We start from the raw sequence: 24,357 nt of genomic DNA on the forward strand, positions 1-24,357 counted from the left end.
CAATGGTATATCAGGAGTGGTCGCTTTTGCCGACTTCCATTGGTAATTCAATGCCGGAAAAAAGGATCGCATGACCGTTTCTTGCCAAGGGCGGTCATTTTAGCAGAGTTACTTTTACACATATCTATTTTGCGAGGAGAGGTACGTATGACTCAGCACGATGTTCAATTGTTTGCATTAAGCCAGCCACAGCAACGTATTTGGTACACGGAGCTTGTGTATCCCAATCGCAACACGTCTACGATTATTACTACTGTTAAAATCAAGGGAACGGTTCGCATAGATGCATTGCAGCAGGCAATGAACCGGGTTATTGCACGAAATGATTCTTTTCGTATCAAAATCACGGTTCGGGACGGCATTCCCTATCAATATGTTGAGCCGTTTGCTACTCAAAGCATAGAAACCCTTCAGGTAACCCAGGAGGAAGCTGAGCTATGGGTTAGCCATCATAACGCACAGCCGTTCCCCTTACTGGATTCGCAGCTGTATCGGTTTGTTATTTTGCAGCTGGGGGCAGAAGATACCTGGTTTAGTTTCAAGATGCATCATATTATTTCTGACGGCGTTACCATGGAGCAGGCCATTAATGAAATTACGGGAAATTATATGAATATTGTGCATGGTACAGGTTCAGATGCGCCGGTCCCAGCGAACTCATATCTCGATTTTATTCAGACAGAGCAAAGCTATGAGCAATCAGAACGCTATCAAAAGGATAAGATGTACTGGACGGAGAAATTTGCCAATTTGCCGGAGGTTACAGGTTTAAAATTGTACAATCCGCTCACAGTAAGCACGGCTGCACGCCGGGAGACCTATACACTGGAGCACGAATTATATCGTGGTGTCACGGCTTTTTGCGAGGCGCATAACATCAGTATTTTTACATTTTTTCTGGCTGCTCTGTATATTTATTTACATAAAACGACAGGTGAACAAGATTTAACGGTTGGTACATTGTATGCTAACCGTACGTTGAAGAAGGAAAAAAATACAATGGGCATGTTCGTTAGCACTGTGGCTACACGTTTGCAAGTTGAGCCGGAATCCGAGCTGCTTACTTTCCTACAGGGTGTTGGCAAGGAGCAGTCGTCCATTTTGCGGCATCAGCGTTATCCGTATAACAAAATCATACAGGATTTGCGTGAACAACAAAGCGGCACGGATATTGGCCGCCTGTTTGGCGTTACCATTCAGTACCGTACGCTGAGCTTCTCTCGTTTTGATGAAGCTGTTCAGCAGGTGCATACCGATTTCTGCGGAGATACGGTGAGTGACTTTGATATTGCCATGATTGACATGCTGGATGACGATAAACTTGTATTGCAACTGGATTATCGGACCGAGCTGTTCAGCGAGCAGGAAATCGCCCGAATGATTCACCAATTTTTGAGTGTGGTAGAGCATATGGTGAAAGGGCCACAGCAGCGGATTCAGGAGTTGTCACTGATGAGTGACAAAGAGCGGGCACAAATTATGAATGTATTTAATGCGACCACAGTTCCCTTTCCAGACGATGTGGGGATTCATGAGCTATTCAAGAAACAGGCAGAATGTACACCAGATCAGACAGCGGTTATGTCTGGAAGTCAGAGTCTGACTTATCGGGAACTGAATGAACGGTCGAATTCATTGGCACGAATGCTTCAAGCACAGGGAGTAGGACCTGACAAGCTGGTCGGCCTGATGATGCAGCGCTCAGTGGAAATGATCGTAGGCTTGCTGGCTGTTCTAAAAGCAGGCGGTGCTTATGTGCCGATTGATCCCGAATTTCCGTCATCTCGTATTGAATACATGCTGGAAGACAGCAAGGCTGCAGTGCTTCTGACCAGTCGTGATTTGGCAGAAGAGCACCATTGTCAGGCCAATACCATGTTTCTTGAGGATGCAGAATTGTATCAGGGAGACAGCAGCAACCTGGAGGTGATTTCTCACCCAGAGCAGTTGGCTTACGTCATCTATACCTCTGGATCGACTGGTAATCCGAAAGGAGTTATGCTCCAGCATCGTTCGGTACTCAACTTTATTACCGGGATGCGTGAAATCATTGACTTTGAAGCTGGTAAAACCATTTTGTCACTCACGACCATTTCATTCGATATTTTCGTCTTGGAAACTATCTTACCGCTATTGGCTGGAATGACGGTTGTGCTTGGCGATCACCAGCATCAAGTGGATCCTCAGGCGCTTGGTGAGTTGATTACCCATCATTCTATTGAGATGTTGCAAATGACACCATCCCGGCTGCAGATGCTGCTGGATCATGAAGCTGGTTCCCGCGCGCTGCGGGGCGTAAAGGAAATCATGGTGGGAGGTGAAGCCCTTCCTTCCAAGCTGCTCGCAGCACTGCAAGAAATAAATGGCCCCCGTATTTATAACATGTATGGACCTACAGAAACGACGGTTTGGTCGACCGTACAGGAACTTACTCATGCTCAAGAAATTAATATAGGACGTCCCATCGCGAATACCCAAATATATATCATCAATGCGAGTGGGGAATTGCAGCCAGTCGGTGTGCCGGGCGAGTTATGTATAGCAGGGGAAGGCTTGGCCCGTGGGTATTGGAATCTGGAAGATCTGACGGCAGAGAAATTTGTAAATAATCCGTTTGCCGGAGATAAAGCAGGTTATGAACGGATGTACCGTACAGGCGATTTGGCGAGATGGACACTGGACGGCAACATTGAATATTTGGGACGGATGGATCACCAGGTGAAAATCCGGGGCTACCGGATCGAACTGGGCGAGATCGAATCGCAGCTATTGCAGGTGGAGTCGGTACGAGAAGCGGCCGTCGTGGCTCGTGTGGACGAAACAACGGGCCAAAAACAAATGGTGGCATACTATGTGGCCAGTCAAGCAATGGAAGCCAGTAAACTGAGAAGTGAGCTGGGGCGGGAGCTACCAAGCTATATGGTGCCGTCGTATTTCATTCAGTTGGAGCAGATGCCGCTGACACCGAACGGTAAAATCGACCGCAAATCTCTGCCAGCACCGGAAGGCAGTCAGCAAAGCGGAGCGGATTATGAAGCGCCCCATACCGCGCCGGAACAGGCACTCGTAACGATCTGGCAGTCCGTTCTGGGCGTGCCAACCGTCGGTATTTTGGACAATTTCTTTGACCTGGGCGGCGATTCGATCAAGGCGATTCAAATCGTATCCCGTGCGTTCCAGGCAGGCTACAAGCTGGATATGAAGGATCTGCTTCGGTGTCCAACCATCGCAGCATTGGCACCACTTATGACAAGTCGTATGGCAGATCAGGGAGAAGTGAGCGGGGAAACGGCATTGCTTCCGATCCATCATTGGTTCTTTGAACAGGAGCAAGTGGACGCGCATCACTTTAATCAGGCGGTTATGCTGCACCGGGAGCAGGGCTTTGACGAAGCTGCTTTGCATCAAGCGCTAATCCAGTTGACGGAGCACCACGATGCACTGCGGATGGTGTTCAGGAAGACCGAGCAAGGCTACCAAGCGTGGAATCGCGGAATACAGGAAGGCGAGCTGTATCATCTGGACGTGCTGGACTTTAGGGATTTGACGGATGAAGTCACCCTGAGCACGAAGATTGAAACGAAAGCAACTGAAATTCAAAACAACATAAACTTGTCTGAAGGACCGCTGGTAAAGCTCGCTCTGTTCCGTTGTACTTATGGAGACCATTTGTTGGTGACAATCCACCATTTGGTGGTCGACAGCGTATCATGGCGTATTTTGCTGGAGGATCTGGCATCCGGCTATGAGCAGGCTTTACGGGGCGAGTCTGTCCGCTTGCCGAATAAGACGGATTCTTTCCGCCTGTGGGCTGATCAGCTGTCAGCTTATGCGAACAGCGCCGCGTTGGAGAAGGAACGTGCGCATTGGGAGCAGGTGGAGCGAGCTGGTGCTGCTCAAGAGGCATTGCCTAAGGATTACACTCGTAAATCTCAGGCCAAGCCACAGCTTCGTGATGATCGAACACTGACCGTAGCGTGGACGGTCGAAGAAACGGAACAATTCTTGAAACAAGCTCATCGGGCCTACAATACAGAAGCAAACGACCTGCTGCTGACAGCTCTGGGCATCGCCATTCAGGAGTGGGCAGGCATCCGTCAGGTGCTTGTAAACTTGGAGGGTCACGGACGGGAAGCCATTTTGCCGGATATGGATATTACGCGCACAGTCGGTTGGTTTACCAGCCAATTCCCAGTTGTCCTGGATATGGGCGAGGACCGGAATGTGGGACAGCGTGTCAAGAACGTCAAGGAAGGGCTGCGCCGTTTGCCGCATAAAGGGATTGGATACGGGATTTTGAGATATCTTGCTGACGGAGAAGGGAAAGCAGCTTTTGTTGCCGAGCCGGAAATCAGCTTTAACTATCTTGGACAATTTGATCAGGATTTGAAAAATAATGCTTTCCGCATGTCACCTTATTCCATCGGAGCTTCCATGAGTGACACGTTGACCAAGCGGTATGCGCTGGATATCAACGGTATGATCACGGACGGTGCACTGGAACTGGCGATCACCTACAGCAACAATATGTTCATGAAAAAATCAATCAAAAAGCTGGCTGATCTGCTTCAGGAGAGTTTACGTGAGGTATTGGCTGACTGTGTGGGCAAAGAGCTGCCGGAGCTGACCCCAAGCGACTTGTCCTTCCGAGGACTGACGGCTGTAGAGCTGGATCATATTGTAGAGCAGACGGCTGCTGCGGGAGAACTGGAAAACATTTATTCGTTAACACCCATGCAAAAAGGCATCCTGTTCCACGGCTTAATGGAGCCGCAATCCGGAGCATATTTTGAGCAGGCGACATTTGATCTACAAGGCAGCTTTCAAGTGGAGGCTTTTGCCGAAAGCCTCAATCAACTGGTGGAGCGCCATCAAATATTCAGAACGAATTTTTATAGCGGCTGGAATGAACAGCCTTTACAGGTGGTGTACCGACACAAACATGCGGGGTTCCGTTTTGAAGATATACGCTTGATGGGACAAGAAGAGCAGGACGCATACATTGCTGATTTTGCTGAGCGCGACAAAGCCGAAGGCTTTCATTTCAGCTCCGGCGAGCTGATGCGGGTGTCTATTTTACGTACAGGCGAGGAGTCGTACCGTTTTGTATGGAGCTTCCATCATATTTTGATGGACGGCTGGTGCTTGTTCCTGGTTGTAGGGGAAGCATTTAATACGTACTTTGCTATCCTCGAAGACCGCAATCCGGAGCTTGCCCCGGTAACACCATACAGCGAATACATTGAATGGCTGGATCGGCAGGACAAGACGGAGGCTGAACGGTTCTGGCGTGATTATTTTGCGGGCTTTGAGCAGCAGACGGTATTGCCGCAGGTCAAACAGCTGGATGGTCACGCTAAAGCATATGAAGCGGACAAGCTTTCGTTTACACTGGGCCGTGAAGTGACGGAGCGGATGAACAAGCTGGTTAAGCAGAAGCAAGTGACGGTCAACACACTTTTGCAAGCAGCGTGGGGCGTTGTGCTGCAGCGGTATAACAACAGCCGGGATGTGGTATTTGGCAGTGTCGTATCTGGTAGATCAGCAGATATTCCGGGCATAGACAAAATGATTGGGTTGTTCATTAATACGGTTCCTGTACGGATTCACAGTGAGAAAGATATGACATTTGCTGGGCTGATGAAGCAGATACAAGAGCAGGCACTGGCTTCCCGTGCCTACGAAACCTATCCGTTGTATGACATTCAGGCCCTGACCGAGCAGAAACAGGATCTAGTGAATCATATTATGGTGTTTGAAAACTACCCGGTGGAACAGCGTATGGAGCAGATGGGTAGCCGTGGCGCGAATGGCTTTACGATTGCCAATGCTTCCATGTCAGAGCAAACGAACTATGATTTCAACATTACGGTTGTGCCGGGTGATGAAATTCATTTCCATTTGGAGTACAACGCGAAGGTGTTGGAACGTGCAGCTGTAGAGCAAATCCGTGAGCATTTGCTGCATATGATTGAAGAAGCGATTCACAGACCAGATGCACGGGTGGATGAGCTTCAATTGGTGACTGCTGCGGAAAAAGCAAAAATCATCAATGGTTTTGGATCAGTAGGCGTAGCTGCGTGGACTGATGAAAAAGAATCTAATTTGTTGTTCCACGCCTATGTGGAAGAACAGGCACAGCTTGTGCCGGATCACGTGGCCGTTGTATACGAGGAACGGCAGTTTACGTACCGCGAGCTGAACGAGCGTGGAAACCAGCTTGCTCGCAGATTGCGGAATGAGGGCATTGGACGCGAGTCCATTGTGGGTATTTTGAGCGAACGCTCGGTAGACATGCTGGTCGGCGTATTGGCGGTCTGGAAAGCAGGAGGCGCATATGTGCCGCTGGATGCGGATTATCCGTCCGAACGGATTCGCTTTATGCTCGAGGACAGTGGTGCGACGGTGCTGCTAACGCAAACCGGTTTGCAAGAGCGTGCACAGGGTTGGCTGGAGGCAAGTCGGCAGGCCTTGGTCGGAGGGCAGACTGAGGGTGAATGGGAAACGGCGGCTGGCGCTGAAACGATGGAAAGAGACAGCCTGAGTGAAGGCGTAAGCTTGAAATTAGATTCGAAGTCTGACAGCGAAGAAGCATCCAAACCAGCAACAGGGCTGCGTCTGCATACCGTATTGGCATTGGACGATGAGTCGCTGTACACCGGGGATGCCACGGATGTTGAACCTATCAATGAACCACACGATTTGGCATATGTGATCTATACGTCCGGTACAACCGGACGTCCGAAAGGCGTCATGATCGAACATCGCAGCCTGGTAAATACGGCTGCGGCGTATCGCCGGGATTACCGTCTGAACCAGTTCCCAGTACGACTGCTGCAACTGGCGAGCTTCTCTTTCGACGTGTTCGTTGGCGATATTGCGCGGACGCTCTATAACGGCGGCACGATGGTCATCTGTCCGAAAGACGACCGCATTGATCCAAGCCGTTTGTACGGATGGATTCGTGATTACCAGATTACCGTGTTCGAATCGACTCCGGCCTTGATCGTACCGTTTATGCAGCATGTGCATGAACAGGGACTGGACATGAGCAGCATGGAACTGCTGATCACCAGCTCGGATAGCTGCAGCGTGACGGACTACCGGGTGCTGCAAGAACGGTTTGGCGCAGATATCCGCATCATCAACAGCTACGGCGTCACGGAAGCGGCGATTGACTCCAGCTTCTACGACGAAGAGCTGTCGAAGTTGCCAAGCAGTGGCCATGTGCCGATTGGCCAGGCATGGCTGAACGCACGCTTCTACATCGTGGACAGCCAGCTGAATCCGGTGCCGATCGGTGTACTGGGTGAGCTGTGCATTGGCGGTGCTGGCGTGGCACGGGGGTACCTGAACCGTGCGGACCTGACCGCCGAGAAATTCGTAGCGAACCCGTACGTACCGGGGGAACGTTTGTATCGCACAGGCGATTTGGCGCGATGGATGCCGGACGGTAATGTGGACTTTATCGGCCGGATGGACTACCAGGTCAAAATCCGGGGATACCGGATTGAGCTGGGCGAGATTGAAACGGCGATCCAGCGGGTGCCAGGTGTGCGTCAAGCCGTAGTCATCGACCGGACGGACGAGCGTGGACACAAGTATTTGTGTGGATACATCACGGGGGAAGCCGAGCTGCGGATGGAGGAAGTACAGACCGAGCTGGAAGCCGGACTGCCAGCACACATGGTGCCTGCGCGCCTGATGCGACTGGAGACCATCCCGCTGACCAGCAACGGCAAAATCGACCGCAAGGCCTTGCCGGAGCCGGAAGGCAGCATCTATACGGGAGCAGCCTATGTAGCCCCGCGTACCACAGTGGAGCAAGTACTGGCTGCGGTATGGGCTGGAGTACTGGGCGTGGAAGCCGTAGGCACGCAGGATAACTTCTTTGAGCTGGGTGGCGATTCGATCAAAGCCTTGCAAGTCTCGTCCCGATTGCTGCAAGCAGGTTATCGATTGAACATGAAGGATCTCTTCAGTAATCCGACGGTAGCGGCACTCAGTCCTTTGCTTCGTACAGATGGCAAGATGGCCAGTCAGGAAGAGGCAGTAGGCCCGGTGGAACTGACACCTATTCAGCGATGGTTCTTCGAGCAGCAGCCGGCTGACCTGCACCACAGCAACCAGGCGATGATGCTGTACCGAGCAGGGCGCTTTGATATCGACGCGCTGCGCCGTACGATGGACCGTATGGTCCAGCATCATGACGCATTGCGCACGGTATTCCGTGAGACGGAGCAGGGCTACGTCGCTTGGAACCGCAGTGTAGCGGAAGGCGAGCTATACACGCTGGATATTGTAGATTTCAGCAGAGTGGAAGATGAAACCACCGCTGTTAAAGCCAAGGCGAGTGAAATTCAAGCCAGCATTCATTTGAGTGAGGGTCCACTTGTGAAGCTCGGTCTGTTCCACTGCGCTGAGGGCGACCATTTATTAATCGTCATTCATCATTTGGTTGTGGACGGTGTATCGTGGCGCATTTTACTGGAGGATTTGGCATCCGGTTACGAGCAGGCTGTTGCAGGTCAAACTGGCACAGCCATCCGACTGCCGCATAAAACAGATTCATTCCAGGTATGGGCCAAACAGCTGTCAGCCTATGCCAGCAGTGCGACGATGGAGCGGGAGCATGCTTACTGGCAGCATATCGAACAAGCAGAAGCTAGCCTTGCGAAGCCTTTGCCGAAGGATTTTGCAAATGACAATGCTCTGCTTAGAGACAGTGAGGTTGTGACGGTCCGCTGGACGAAGCAGGAAACCGAGCAGCTGCTCAAACAAGCTCATCGCGCGTACAACACGGAAATGAATGACCTGTTGCTGGCTGCGCTCGGAAAAGCAGTCTATGACTGGTCTGGTTCCGAACGGGTGCTGGTCAATCTGGAGGGCCATGGACGGGAAGCCATTGTACCGGATGTGGATATTACACGCACGGTCGGCTGGTTTACGAGCCAGTTCCCGGTTGTACTGGATGGAAGTTTGGGACAAGGGGGACATACCGCTCGTCTGATCAAAAAGATCAAGGAAGGGCTGCGTCATATTCCGCAAAAAGGCATCGGCTACGGTATTTTACGATACCTGTCAGATATGAATATGCTGGAGAAAGCAGGCGTGCGGTTACAGGCTCAGCCTGAGATCAGTTTTAACTATTTGGGCCAATTCGATCAGGATTATAAAGGCAATGATCTACAGCCTTCCGCCTATTCTATCGGTGTGCCTGTCAGCACGAACGCGACTATGGATTTTGCGCTGGATATCAATGGAGTAATCGAAGATGGCGAGCTGATGTTCACGATTCGTTACGGCACAACGCAGTTCCGTCATGAAACGATTGCACGGCTGGGAGAGCTGCTGGCATCTAGCTTGCGTGAGGTGATTAGCCATTGTATTGCCCAAGAAAGAACAGTGCTGACCCCAAGTGATGTCCTGTTAAACCATGTCACGCTGGACGAGCTGGAGCAATTGGTGGAAGATACGCGAGATCTGGGCGAGCTGGAAAATGTGTATGCTTTGACACCGATGCAAAAGGGTATGCTCTTTTTCAGCCTGATGGATGAGAATTCGGCGGCTTATTTTGAGCAGGCATCCTTTGAGTTGAATGGGCGCTTCGATGTGGTTACTTTCGGCAAGAGCTTGGATCTACTCGTGCAGCGTCATGAGGCCCTGCGGACGAACTTTATCAACTCATGGAAGGACGAGCCCGTACAGGTCGTTTTCCGCCATCGCAGCGGAGAGTTGTTCTATGAAGACCTGCGCGGACTAGAAAAAGAGGAACGAGAAGCTCGGGTGGAAGCTTTTGTTATCGAGGATAAAGCAAAAGGATTCAACCTCGCAGAGGATGCACTCCTTCGTATCTCCATCCTGCAAACCGGGGATGAAACGTATCACTTTATTTGGAGCTTCCATCACATTTTGATGGATGGCTGGTGCTTGTCCTTTATGACCCAGGAGGTATTCGGCAGCTATCTGGCACTGCGCGCGGGTCATGAGCCAGCGCTGGAGCCTGTCACGCCGTTCAGTCGCTTTATCGAATGGCTGGAACGTCAGGACCGTGAGGCAGCCTTGCAATACTGGCGTGGGTATCTGGCGGACTATGAGCAGCAAATTACGCTTCCGCAGCAAAAAGCACAGCCGAAATCGATGCACACCGGGGAATATGTCGCTGAAGATCTGGATTGCGAATTCCAGCCAGAGTTGGTTGCGCAGATCGAACGGGTGGCAAAACAAAATCAGGTCACGATCAATACGCTGATTCAGACGGTATGGGGCGTTCTGTTGCAAAAATATAACAATAGTTCGGATGTCGTGTTCGGCAGCGTTGTGTCTGGTCGCCCAGGGGATATTCCAGGTGTAGAGCACATGATCGGGCTATTTATTAATACCATTCCAGTGCGTGTGCAGTCTGAACAAGGCGAAACCTTTGTCGAGCTGATGAAACGAACCCAGCAGCAGGCGCTGGCTTCCAATGCCTACGATGCGTTCCCGCTGTATGAAATTCAGGCGCTGGCCGAGCAGAAACAGGATCTAATCAATCATATTATGATTTTTGAAAATTATCCGGTGGAGCAACAGGTAGAGCAGTTGGGCAGTGAAGGACAGGAGCCCTTCACAATTTCGAATGTGGTGTCTACAGAGGAAACCAACTACGATCTGAACGTCGTCGTTATGCCGGGAGAAGGCATTAAAATTCGTTTTATGTATAACACGCTCAGCTTTGATCAAGCAGGTATTGAGCGTCTATATGGGCATTTCGCACGTCTGCTGGAGCAAATTTCGCTCAACCCGCATGTTCGGGTTGAAGAGCTGGAACTACTCACAGCAGCGGAAAAACAACAGATTACAACGGCATTTAATGACACCGCTTGTGCATTCCCATGCAAACAGACGATCCATCAGCTGTTCGAGGAGCAGGTAGAATATACGCCAGATCAGGTGGCATTGGTGTTTGGACATCAGAGTCTGACTTATCGGGAACTGAATGAACGGGCCAACTCATTGGCACGCATACTTCAAGCACAGGGAGTAGGACCTGACAAACTGGTCGGCCTGATGGTGCATCGCTCAGTGGAAATGATCGTAGGTCTGCTGGCCGTTCTAAAAGCAGGTGGTGCTTATGTGCCAATTGATCCCGAATTTCCGTCCTCTCGTATTGCATACATGCTGGAAGATAGCGAGGCGACAGTGCTTCTGACCAGTCGTGATCTGTTGGAAGAGCATCATTGCCACGCCAATGCAATATTTCTTGAAGATAAAGAATTGTATCAGGGAGAGAACGGCAACCTGGAGACAATTGCCCAGCCAGAACATTTGGCATACGTCATCTATACGTCTGGTTCGACTGGAAATCCGAAAGGAGTTATGCTCCAGCATCGCTCGGTCCTCAATTTTATTACAGGGATGCGCGAAGTCATTGACTTTGAAGCCAGCCAAACCATTTTGTCACTGACGACCATTTCATTCGATATTTTTGTCTTGGAAACCATCTTGCCTCTGCTGGGTGGCATGACGGTCGTGCTTGGCGACAGCCAGCATCAGGTGAATCCTCAGGCACTAGGTGATTTGATTGCTCATCATCATATTGAGATGTTGCAAATGACACCATCCCGGGTGCAAATGCTGCTGGGTCATGAAGCAGGCTCCCGCGCGCTGCAAGGCGTGAAGGCAATTATGGTCGGGGGCGAAGCCCTTCCGTCCAAGCTGCTCGCAGCACTGCAAGAAATAAACGGTCCCCGTATTTACAATATGTACGGACCTACAGAAACGACAGTTTGGTCGACTGTGCAGGAACTGACCCATGCTCAACAAATTAACATTGGACGCCCTATCGCGAATACCCAAATATTTATCATGAATGCGAATGGGGAGTTGCAGCCAGTCGGTGTGCCGGGTGAGTTATGTATTGCCGGGGAAGGATTGGCCCGTGGGTATTGGAAACGTGAAGAACTGACGGCCGAGAAATTTGTAAATAATCCGTTTGCTGGTGACAAGGCAGACCATGAGCGGATGTATCGTACAGGCGATTTGGCAAGATGGATGCCGGATGGCAACATTGAATATTTGGGTCGGATGGACCATCAAGTGAAAATCAGAGGCTACCGGATCGAACTGGGCGAGATCGAATCGCAGCTGTTGCAGGTGGAGTCCGTACAAGAAGCGGTCATCATGGCCCGCACGGACGAAACGGGTCAAACCCAGCTAGTGGCGTACTACGTGGCGAGTCAAGAGCTTGGAGCTAATGAGCTGAGGCAGGAGCTGGGACAAGAGCTGCCAAGCTATATGATGCCGTCGTATTTCATCTGGTTGGAGCAGATGCCGCTGACACCGAACGGTAAAATCGACCGCAAGGCACTGCCTGCACCGGAAGGCAGTCTGCACAGCGGTGCAGATTATGCAGTGCCACGCACTGTAACGGAACGAGCACTCGTAGCGATCTGGCAGTCCGTCCTGGGCGTGCCAACTGTAGGTACTTTGGACAATTTCTTTGACCTGGGCGGCGATTCCATCAAGGCGATTAAAATCGTGTCGCGTGCGTTCCAGGCAGGCTACAAGCTGGACATGAAGGATTTGTTCCGCTATCCCATCGTCGCAACACTTGCACTGCATATGCATGAGGTAAGCCGCATGGTAGATCAAGGAGAAGTGAGCGGGCAAACGGCATTGCTTCCGATCCAGCACGGGTTCTTTGCACAGGAGCAAGTAGACGCGCATCACTTTAATCAGGCGGTTATGCTGCACCGGGAGCAGGGGTTTGATGAGTCTGCTCTGCGTCAGGCACTTGGCAAACTAGCAGCGCACCATGATGCACTGCGGATGGTGTTCAGCAAGACCGAGCAAGGCTACCAAGCATGGAACCGTGGAATACAGGAAGGCGAGCTGTACCACCTGGATGTGCTGGACTTTAGCAATTTGACGGATGAAGTCATGCTCAACACGGCAATTGAGACGAAAGCCAGTGAAATTCAAAGCAATATTCAACTGCAAGAAGGGCCGCTGTTAAAGGCTGGCTTGTTCCACTGTGCAGATGGGGATCATCTCCTGATGGCGATTCACCATTTGGTCATGGACGGGGTATCATGGCGTATTTTATTCGAGGATTTGGCTGTAGCTTATGAACAGGCCATCCGTGAAGAGGCGCTCCAGTTACCAGACAAAACGGAATCATTCCGTTCCTGGTCACAAAAACTTTCCACCTATGCGAATAGCGCAGCCATGGAAAGTGAACACGCCTACTGGGAAGAATGGAATGCAGCCGCTTTGTTAGACCAAGTACGTTTGCCTGAGGATCAAGGGCAGGCTGAACCGTTTACCCTAGCTGACACGGATACAGTGGTCTTCCAGCTTACGGAGGAAGAGACAGAAAAACTATTGAAGCAAGCACATCGCGCGTATAACACGGAAGTGAACGATCTGCTGCTGACCGCATTGGGCATGACGCTGTACACGTGGACGGGTCATGAACGCAGTCTGATTCATTTAGAGGGACACGGACGTGAGAACATTTTGCCGGATACGGACCTTTCTCGTACAGTAGGCTGGTTTACGAGTCAATATCCGGTATGGCTTGACATCGGCCGTGATCACGCTTTGTCGGAATGCATCAAACAGGTCAAAGAGAGTCTACGTCATATTCCTAATAAAGGAATTGGCTATGGAATTTGGAGATATCTGAATGAATCTGGTCAAGCCGTTGGTCAACATCAAGCTTTTGCCGAGCCACAAGTAAGCTTTAACTATCTCGGACAGTTTGATCAGGACTTGCAAAACAGCGATATCCGTATGTCTCCTTACTCGATGGGATCGGTCATTAGTGACCGTACGAAGATGAAATATGCGCTCGAAGTGAGCGGAATCGTAACGAACGGCATCCTGGAACTGGAGATTCGGTATAACGGAAAAGCCTTCCGTAAGGACACCGTGCAGATGCTGGCTGATCTGTTGAAATCCAATCTGCTTGAAATGATCGAGCATTGTGTCACACGGGAGCGGACCGAATTGACTCCAAGTGATGTACTGTTTAAAGGTCTGACCCTGGAGCAATTAGATACGATTAAGGAGCAGACAAAGACGCTTGGGGAATTGGAAAATGTGTACCCGCTAACGCCAATGCAAAAGGGTATGCTGTTCCACAGTTTGATGAATGCAGAAACAGGCGTGTATTTTGAGCAGGCGACCTTTGATCTTGAGGGCTACTTTGCACCGTCTATATTCGAGGAAAGCTTGAAGCTGCTGGTTGGTCGACATGCGATATTACGGACGAATTTCTATAGTGGCTGGCATGGTCAACCGTTGCAGATTGTCTATCGTCATAAAAATCCGAGCTTCTTTTATGAGGATGTCAGAGGGTGTGAACAGGCTGTAGCTGAATTTGTGGCCCAGGACAAAGCTCGAGGCTTTGATTTAAGCAAGGATGCGCTCATGCGCGTAGCTGTCTTCCGCACGGGTGATCGCTCATACCGTTTTGTATGGAGCTTCCATCATATTGTGATGGACGGCTGGTGCCTGTCCCTGATGACGGACGAAGTGTTTGGTGCATATGTTGCCTTGCTGGAGAATAAGCAGCCAGAGCTCGCACCTGTCAAGCCGTATAGTGACTATATCGAATGGTTGGAACATCAAGATGCACGGGAAGCGACCCGTTATTGGAGTGACTATTTGGCAGGTTTTGAGCAGCAAACATTGTTGCCTAGTGAGAACGTGCAAGCTTCTGTAGTAGAACGCGATGAAGATACAGACAGAAGCGGTGGAAGTTCAAATTCCGGTTATGTTTCGGAAAAGCTGCCATTTATGTTGGGTAAAGAACGGAGTGCCACATTAAACCGAATTGCCAAGCAACAACATGTAACGATTAACACATTGCTGCAGAGCGTTTGGGGCGTTATTTTACAGAAATACAATAATAATCAGGATGTTGTGTTTGGTAGTGTTGTATCCGGTCGTCCGGCAGAAATTGCAGGCGTAGAGAACATGATCGGTTTGTTTATCAACACGATTCCGGTACGGATATGCAGTGCACCGGATGCTACATTTGCTGAAGTATTGCAGCGTACACAGGAACAGGCTTTGGCCTCCAGTGTCTATGACACGTTCCCGCTGTACGACATTCAGGCACTGACTGAACAAAAACAAGACCTAATTCATCACATCATGGTCTTTGAAAACTACCCAATCGGGCAGCAGATGAAGCAGATGGGCGGTTCCGGCGAGACGAAGGCACAAACAGGCTTCTCTATTGCCAATGTGGCACTTGCAGAGCAAACCAACTACGATTTTAATTTGATTGTCGTACCTGATGAGGATATCTCTATCCTGTTTGAATACAATGCGCTGGTGTATAACCGGTCTGCAGTGGAGCGTATCTATGGTCATATTAACCACGTCATCGGACAAATCGTGGACAATCCGCATATCCATGTGAATGAGCTGGAATTGGTGACACCGGAAGAGCAGACACAGATCGTTCAGGTGTGGGGAGATACGGCGGCAGCCTATCCGCAGGATCAAACGCTAAGCGCATTATTCGAGCAGCAGGCAGCGAACACGCCGGAGCAAGTGGCGGTGTTGTGCGGAGCGGAATCGTTGACCTACGCAGAGCTGAATGAGCGAGCCAACCGTCTCGCACGCACCTTGCGTGCCGAAGGGGTTGAACCGGATCAGCCGGTAGGCATTCTGGTCCACCGTTCACTGGACATGATCGTAGGCATCTATGCGATCCTGAAGGCAGGCGGAGCCTATGTGCCGATTGATCCGGAATATCCGGCCGACCGCATCCGCTTTATGCTGGAGGACTCAGGCGCGAAGCTGGTGCTGACGCAATCGCATCTGGCGGAGCAAGCATCGCTGAGTTTCGACGGCCAGGTGCTGATACTGGATCACGAGGACATCTATCACGAAGTTGGCTCGAATCTGGAGCCACTGGCTGGATCGTACCATGTCGCCTATGTCATTTATACCTCTGGCTCCACGGGAAAACCGAAGGGCGTGATGGTGGAACACTATTCCGTGCTGAACCGGATTTTGTGGATGCATGATCGGTACGGCTTGAGTGCGGAAGATACGATCCTGCAAAAGACCGCCTTCACCTTCGACGTGTCGGTGTGGGAGCTGTTCTGGTGGTCGATGGTCGGCTCGAAGGTAAGCCTGCTGTCCGTGGGCGGGGAAAAGAACCCGGAAGATATCGTCGAAACGATTGCCCGCGATGGCGTGAGCACGATGCACTTTGTTCCAGCCATGCTGCATGCGTTCCTGGAGTACGTTGAGCAGCAGCCACGGGAAGTGATGCAAGCGAAGCTGGGCACACTGCGCCATGTCTTTGCCAGTGGTGAAGCGTTGCCGCCACAGCATGTGGCCAGGTTCCAGCGGCTCGTATCGAGCCTGACCGGAGCGAAGCTGATCAACCTGTACGGCCCAACCGAAGCGACGGTGGACGTATCGTACTTTGATTGCGAGCCGGATGAGGAATATACAGTTATCCCGATCGGGAAACCGATTCAAAATATCCGTCTGTATATCGTGAAGGAAGGCACGGAGCAATTGCAGCCGATTGGTGTGGCAGGGGAACTGTGCATCGGCGGTGTCGGCGTAGCCAGAGGTTACCTGAACCGTCCGGAGCTGACGGCCGAGAAATTTGTAGAGAACCCGTTTGCCGGAGGCAAAGCAGGCTATGAACGGATGTACCGCACCGGCGATTTGGCGAGATGGATGCCGGACGGCAACATTGAATATCTGGGCCGGATCGATCATCAGGTGAAAATCAGGGGTTATCGGATTGAGCTGGGCGAGGTCGAATCGCAGCTGCTCCAGGTGGAATCGGTACGCGAAGCGGTCGTCGTGGCCCGTATGGACGAAATGGGCCAAAACCACATGGTGGCCTACTATGTCGCGGGACAAGAAGTCGAGGCCAGCAAGCTAAGAAGTGAGCTGGGACGGGAGTTGCCAGGCTACATGGTGCCATCCTACTTTGTACAACTGGAACAGCTGCCACTGACACCGAATGGCAAAATCGACCGCAAGGCCTTGCCTGCACCAGAGGGCGGCCTGCAAACCGGAGTCGATTATGCCGAGCCGCGTACGGCGCAAGAACGCGCTTTGGTAGCCGTCTGGGAGTCGGTACTGGGGCTGCAGACGGTCGGTATTCTGGACAATTTCTTCGACCTGGGCGGTGATTCGATCAAGGCGATCCAAATCGCCTCCCGTGCGTTCCAGGCCGGCTATAAGCTGGACATGAAGGATTTGTTCCAGTATCCAACCGTTGAAGCCCTGGCACCGCATATGCAAGAGGTCCGTCGTATGGCTGATCAGGAAGAAGTCAGCGGGGAAACGGCGCTACTTCCGATCCAGCATTGGTTCTTTGCGCAGGAGCGCGAGCGTCCACAGCACTTTAATCAAGCGGTCATGCTCTATCGCGTGGAGGGCTTTGAGGAGATGGCAATTCGCCAAGCCATGGATCACCTCGTGAAGCATCATGATGCGCTGCGTACGGTATTCCATCAGACTTCCGCTGGTTATACGGCTTGGACCCGCCATGTAGAGGAAGGCACGTTATATACACTGGAAACTTTGGATTACCGTGAACGGGCCGCTTATGCGGAAGAGTTGGAAGCGAAGGCAACGGAAATCCAAAGCAGCATGGACCTGTTCGCAGGACCTTTGGTGAAACTCGGATGGTTCCGCACAGCAGAGGGCGACCATCTGCTGATCGCTATTCACCACTTGGTGGTGGACGGGGTGTCGTGGCGGATTCTGTTTGAAGATTTCTCGACAGGCTACGAGCAGGCGATCCAGGGCAAGCCTGTACGATTGCCATATAAAACAGATTCCTTCCAAACGTGGGCACGGGAGTTATCCTCTTATGCTAACCGTCCTGAGGCTGCATCGGATGAAGTCTATTGGAAGCAGCTGGAACAGGTCAAAGCTGAAGCTGCACCGCTACCTAAGGATTTTGCCTACGAGGGCTCCGTGAATGCAGACAGCGAAGTGCTAACGGTGGAGTGGACTGAAGCTGAAACCCAGCAACTGCTGAAGCAGGCCCATCGCGCCTATAACACCGAGGTTAATGATTTGCTGCTGACCGCGCTGGGACTCGCGGTGCACCACTGGACAGGTGCAGGCCATGTACTGGTGAACCTGGAGGGACACGGTCGGGAAGCGATCTTGCCAGAGGTGGATATTACACGTACAGTAGGCTGGTTTACGAGCTTGTATCCAGTGCTGCTGGAGACCAGCAAGGAAATGACACTGGCAGAGCGGATTAAAGAAACGAAGGAAGGCCTGCGGCGTATTCCGCATAAAGGCCTGACCTATGGCACTTGGCGTTACCTGTCCTCTGCGTTGCCTGCAGATGAAGTGGGCACGATCGCAGCAGAACCGGAAATCAGCTTTAACTATTTGGGTCAGGTCGATCAAGATCTGCAAAACAGTGGAATCACGTTGTCCTCCTACCGTGCAGGGGAAACAGAGGATGCCCATTCACCGTTACTGTACACGCTGGATTTGAACGCAATGATCTCGGAAGGCACGCTGCGTTTGACGATCGCTTACAGCCGTAAGCAGTATCGCAAGGAAACGCTGGAACGGGTGGCGAGTCTGCTGCAATCCGCTTTGCAAGAGGTCATTACGCATTGCGTCGCTCAGGAGCGGCCAGAGCTTACCCCAAGTGATGTATCCTTCAAAGGTCTGACGACGGGAGAGCTGGAACAGATCGCGGAACAGGCGGCATGTATCGGTGAGCTGGAAAATGTATACGCACTGACGCCGATGCAGAAGGGCATGCTCTTTTACAATCTGATGGATTCGCAATCGGGCGCGTATTTTGAACAGGCCTCCTTTGATCTGCGAGGACAGTTTAATATCGCTGCCTTTGCGGCCAGTTTGGATGTTTTGGTGCAGCGGCATACAGTACTGCGTACGAACTTCTACAGCGGCTGGAAGGATGAACCGCTTCAGGTCGTGTACCGGAATAAGCGCAGTGAATTGTATGTTGAGGACCTGCGGGACATGGAGGACGAGCAGCAAAACGAGTACATCCTCGAATTTACGCGCCAAGACAAGCAAAGAGGCTTTGATCTGGCGCAGGATGTTTTGATGCGTGTGGCTGTGTTGCGCACAGGTGAGGAATCGTACCGTTTTGTATGGAGCTTCCATCATATCGTGATGGACGGCTGGTGCTTGTCGCTGGTGACCAACGAAGTGTTTGCGAGTTATTTTGCGATACTGGCTCATAAACAGCCGGAACTGGCCCCTGTAACGCCGTACAGTCAATATATCGAATGGCTGGAGCAGCAGGATCGTCAGGCCGCATCGAGCTACTGGAGCAAGGTTCTGGATGGATATGAGGAGCAGTCCCGCTTGCCACAGGCAAAAATTCAGGGTAAGACGGGGTATCAGTCGGAGCGTTTGGATTTTGATCTGGGCGCAGATCTCACAGCTGGTATTCAGCGCATAGCCAAGCGTTATCAGGTCACCATCAATACGTTGATGCAAACCGTATGGGGCCTTTTACTGCAAAAATATAATGGCACCGATGATGTCGTGTTTGGCAGTGTAGTATCTGGACGTCCGGCAGACATTCCGAATGTGGAGCATATCATTGGTCTGTTTATCAATACGATTCCGGTGCGTATCCGCAGTCAGGTGGACAGCGTATTCTCCGACGTGATGAAGCACATCCAGGAGCAATCGATTGCTTCCCATGTGTATGATACGTATCCGTTGTATGAAATTCAGGGGTTGTCGGAGCTTAAGCAAGATTTGATCAATCATATTCTTATTTTTGAAAACTATCCGGTAGAGGAACAAATAGAGCAATTAGGTAGTAGTGAGGCGTCCAGCTTCACCATCACAGGAGCCGAGTCTGTCGAGCAGACCAACTATGACTTTAACGTGGTAGTACTGCCGGGGAACACCATTCACATGAGCTTTGGCTATAATGCCTTGGCCTTTGAACGGGAAAGTGTCGAGCAAATTCGAGGTCATCTGGTGCAGCTACTGGAGCAGGTGACAGCGAATCCGAACATTCGTGTACATGAACTGGACATGGTTACGATGCAGGAGCGTAAGCAAATCGTTGAGGTGTGGGGCAATACAGCGGCAGCCTATGCAAGCGAGCAAACGATTCACGGCTTGTTCGAGGCGCAAACCGCGCAGACGCCCGAGCAGACAGCCTTGTTCTTTGAAGGAGAGCAGCTGACTTATCGCGAGCTGAATGAACGCGCCAATCGATTGGCTCGTACCTTGCGCAGTCAAGGCGTGACGAAGGATCGGCTGGTGGGTCTGATGACCGAGCGTTCGGTGGATATGATCGTGGGCATCTTCGGGATTTTGAAAGCTGGAGGCGCATATGTCCCTATTGATCCGACGTATCCGGAGGAACGTATCCGCTATATGCTGGACGACTCGGGTGCGAAGCTGCTGTTAACACAAAGTCATCTGATGGACAAAGCAGTTATCGATGGTCAAGTACTGGTATTGGATGGAGCACAAACCGTGTACCACGCGGATGGTTCCAATCTGGAACCGTGGTCTGGTCCGAACGATTTGGCGTATGTAATCTATACGTCGGGTACAACCGGGCAGCCGAAGGGCGTTATGCTGGAGCATCACGGGCTGTGCAATCTGAAAACGTATTTTGATCAGACACTTCAGATCCGTACGTCGGATCATGCGTTGCTGTTCGCCAGCTATTCGTTTGATGCAGCTTGCTGGGAAATCTTCCAAGCGCTGTTCTGCGGGGCTACGTTATACGTGCCAACAACAGAGACGATTTTGAACTACGAGCGGTTTGAGCAATATATGGCGGATCACCACATTACGGTGGCCGCTTTGCCACCGACCTATGCGGTGTATCTGGAGCCGCAGCGGATGCCAAGCCTGCGTATTCTGTTCACTGCGGGTTCAGCCTCTTCCACAGAGCTGGTATACAAGTGGAAGGATCAGGTGGCGTATTACAATGGCTATGGTCCAACCGAAAACTCGGTGGCAACATCCATTTGGCCGGTATCCGAGGATGAGCGGGCAGGACAACTCATTTCCATCGGACGTCCTGTGCCGAATCACCGGGTATACATGGTGGATGTGCATGGACATTTGGCACCGGTCGGCGTAGCAGGTGAACTGTGCGTGTCCGGTCCGGGTCTGGCGCGTGGTTATCTGGATCGCCCAGAGCTGACGGCGGAGAAATTTGTAGCGAACCCGTTTGCGGCGGGTGAAGCCGGCTATGAACGAATGTACCGTACGGGGGACTTGGCGAGATGGATGCCAGACGGCAACATTGAATATTTGGGCCGGATCGACCATCAGGTAAAAATCCGGGGCTACCGGATCGAACTGGGTGAAGTCGAGGCACAAATCTTGAAAGTGGAAGACGTGCAAGAGGTCATCGTACTGGCCCAAGCGGACGAGCAGGGGCAAAACCAACTGGTGGCGTACTATGTCGCTGAAAGAGACGTAAGCGCTGGGGAGCTGCGCAGCTTCCTGGGTGAGGAGCTGCCAAACTACATGGTGCCTTCATATTTCATTCAGTTGGAGCAGATGCCGCTGACACCCAACGGTAAAATCGACCGTAAGGCCCTGCCGGCACCGGAAGGCAGTCTGCAAAGCGGAGCGGATTATGTAGAGCCGCGCACAGCACTGGAGCAGACGTTGGTTTCGATTTGGCAGTCTGTATTAGGAACGAAGAACATCGGGATTTTGGATAATTTCTTTGATCTGGGCGGCGATTCGATCAAAGCAATCCAGGTATCCTCCCGCTTGCTGCAAGCGGGCTACAAGCTGGACATGAAGGATTTGTTCCAATATCCGTCCATTTCGCTGCTGAGCGGTCATGTACACCCAGTTAGTCGTACGGCCGATCAGGGCGAGGTTTCGGGCAGCGTCAAGCTGACCCCGATCCAGCAGTGGTTCTTTGGACAAGCATCAGCAGAGCCACACTATTTCAACCAGTCGGTGATGCTGCATCGAGCAGAAGGCTTCGACATAGGCGCATTGCATCGCACGGTGACCCAGGTGACGGAGCATCATGATGCGTTGCGTATAGTCTTCCGTCAGACCGAACAGGGCTATGAAGCGTGGAATCGCGGTGTGAACGAAGGCGAGCTGTACAGTCTGGACGTTGTAGATTTGACGAAGGTGCAAAACATGGCAGAGGTGGCAGCCGCAATTGAGATGAAAGCCAATGCCATCCAAAGCTCCATTTGTCTGGATGAAGGACCGCTGGTGAAGCTGGGACTTTTCCGCTGCATGGATGGAGATCATTTACTGATTGCCATTCACCATTTGGTCATAGACGGGATCTCATGGCGGATTGTGTTTGAAGATTTTGCGACTGGATATGAACAGGCCGTTCGGGGAGAAGCGATTCGCTTGCCTTATAAAACGGATTCGTTCTCCGCTTGGGCAGAGCGGTTGTCTCAATATGCCAATAGTCCGGCCATCGACAACGAACGCGAATACTGGCAGCGTCTTGCCCACATGGCAGTCGCATCGCTACCTAAGGATCAAGACAAAGCAGCAGGACAGCCTTTTTGGGTCAGAGATAGTGAGACGGTGACCGTGGCTTGGAACGAACAGGAAACCCGGTTGCTGCTTCAGGAATCACATCGTGCGTACCATACAGAGGTCAATGATCTGCTGTTAACCGCACTCGGCAGCGCATTGTACAACTGGAGCGGGCAGAAGCGTGTGCTGGTCAATCTGGAGGGACATGGCCGGGAAGCTATTGTTCCAGATGTGGATATTTCACGTACCGTGGGCTGGTTTACGAGTCAGTATCCGGTGCTACTGGATGTGGATGGAAAGGCAGAAGTAGGGCAGCGCATCAAGCGGGTCAAAGAGGACCTGCGTCATGTGCCACATAAGGGCATTGGCTACGGTATTTTGAAGTATATGTCTTCGGATAATGCCGATCCTTCCTTGAATCTGCAGCCTGAGATCAGCTTTAACTATTTGGGACAATTTGATCAGGATTTGGAACAGAGTGACATCGTGCTGTCTTCGCATACGGACGGAGAGCCGATGAGTGGTTATACCGTGCTGGAGCAGCCGCTGAATGTGAACGGCATGATTACAGCAGGCGTGCTGACCTTGGAAATTCGTTATGACAGCCAAGTATATCATCAGCAAAATGTAGAGAAGTTTGCCCGGCTGCTACGGGAAAGCTTGCAGGAAGTAATCAAGCATTGTGCCTCCCAAGAGCGGAGCGAACTAACGCCAAGCGATGTCTTGTTCAAAGGCTTGTCCTTGGAACAACTGGAGCAATTGACGGAGCAAACGGCTACTGTAGGCGAACTGGAAAATGTGTATGCTCTTTCTCCGATGCAGAAGGGGATGCTGTTCCATAGCTTGATGGAGCCGGACTCAGGCGCATACTTCCAGCAAGCGTCGTTTGATCAAAAAGGCAGCTTCGATGTTGCTGTTTTCCGCAAGAGCCTAGATCTGCTGACACAGCGTCATGAAGCGCTGCGGACGAATTTCCATCGGTTTGAGACCGGACACGGTCAGGAGCCATTGCAACTGGTGTTCCGTCACAAAGATAGCGACCTTTCCTTTAAGGATGTACGCGGAATGCGGAAAGCAGAACAACAGGTGTATATCCAGGCGTTGAAGCAGGAGGATCAGGCTCGGGGCTTTGATCTCGGTACGGATGCACTCATGCGCGTACAGGTATGGCAGACCGATGAAGAAACGTATCACTGGGTCTGGAGCTTCCATCACATTATCATGGACGGCTGGTGCTTATCGCTCGTTACCGGGGAAGTGTTTGGTACGTACTTTGCGCTGCTGGAGCAGAAACAGCCGGAGCTTGCTCCAATCACACCGTATGGCCAATATATCGAATGGCTGGAGCATCAGGACGAACGTGCGGCAAAAGAGTATTGGAGCAACTATTTGGCGGGCTTTGAACAGCAGACGTTGCTGCCTGGATCGGATACTGCATCGAAAGACCAAGTAGCAGACAGCAGGGAAAGTGTTCTGTCCACGACAACAAGCGATACCAGTGAATATGTTTCTGAAAAAATAACGGTGGAGCTGGATCCAACGTGGAGCGAAGCCATGTACCGGATTGCCAAGCAGCAGCAGGTCACGATCAATACGCTGATGCAGAGCGTGTGGGGCGTTATTTTGCAGCAATATAATAACAATGAAGATGTTGTATTCGGCAGTGTCGTATCTGGACGTCCGACGGATATTGCTGGCGTAGAAAATATGATCGGTTTGTTCATTAATACGATTCCGGTTCGGATTCAAAGTGAGCGGAATGCCACGTTTGTGGACATCATGCGGAACACGCAGGAGCAAGCGCTGGCTTCGGGAGTATATGACAGCTTCCCGCTATATGAAATTCAGGCGCTGACCGAGCAGAAG

At 51.5% G+C, this 24,357-nt stretch carries 1 protein-coding gene; it reads left to right on the top strand.

The window, feature by feature from the left end; genetic code table 11:
- Positions 1 to 147 precede the first annotated feature (147 nt).
- Positions 148 to 24,357: non-ribosomal peptide synthase/polyketide synthase (locus ACU1JV_RS26520; protein ID WP_446724708.1), on the top strand; the 24,210-nt coding region annotated here is incomplete at its 3' end.

This window comes from Paenibacillus sp. T2-29 (assembly GCF_052921365.1).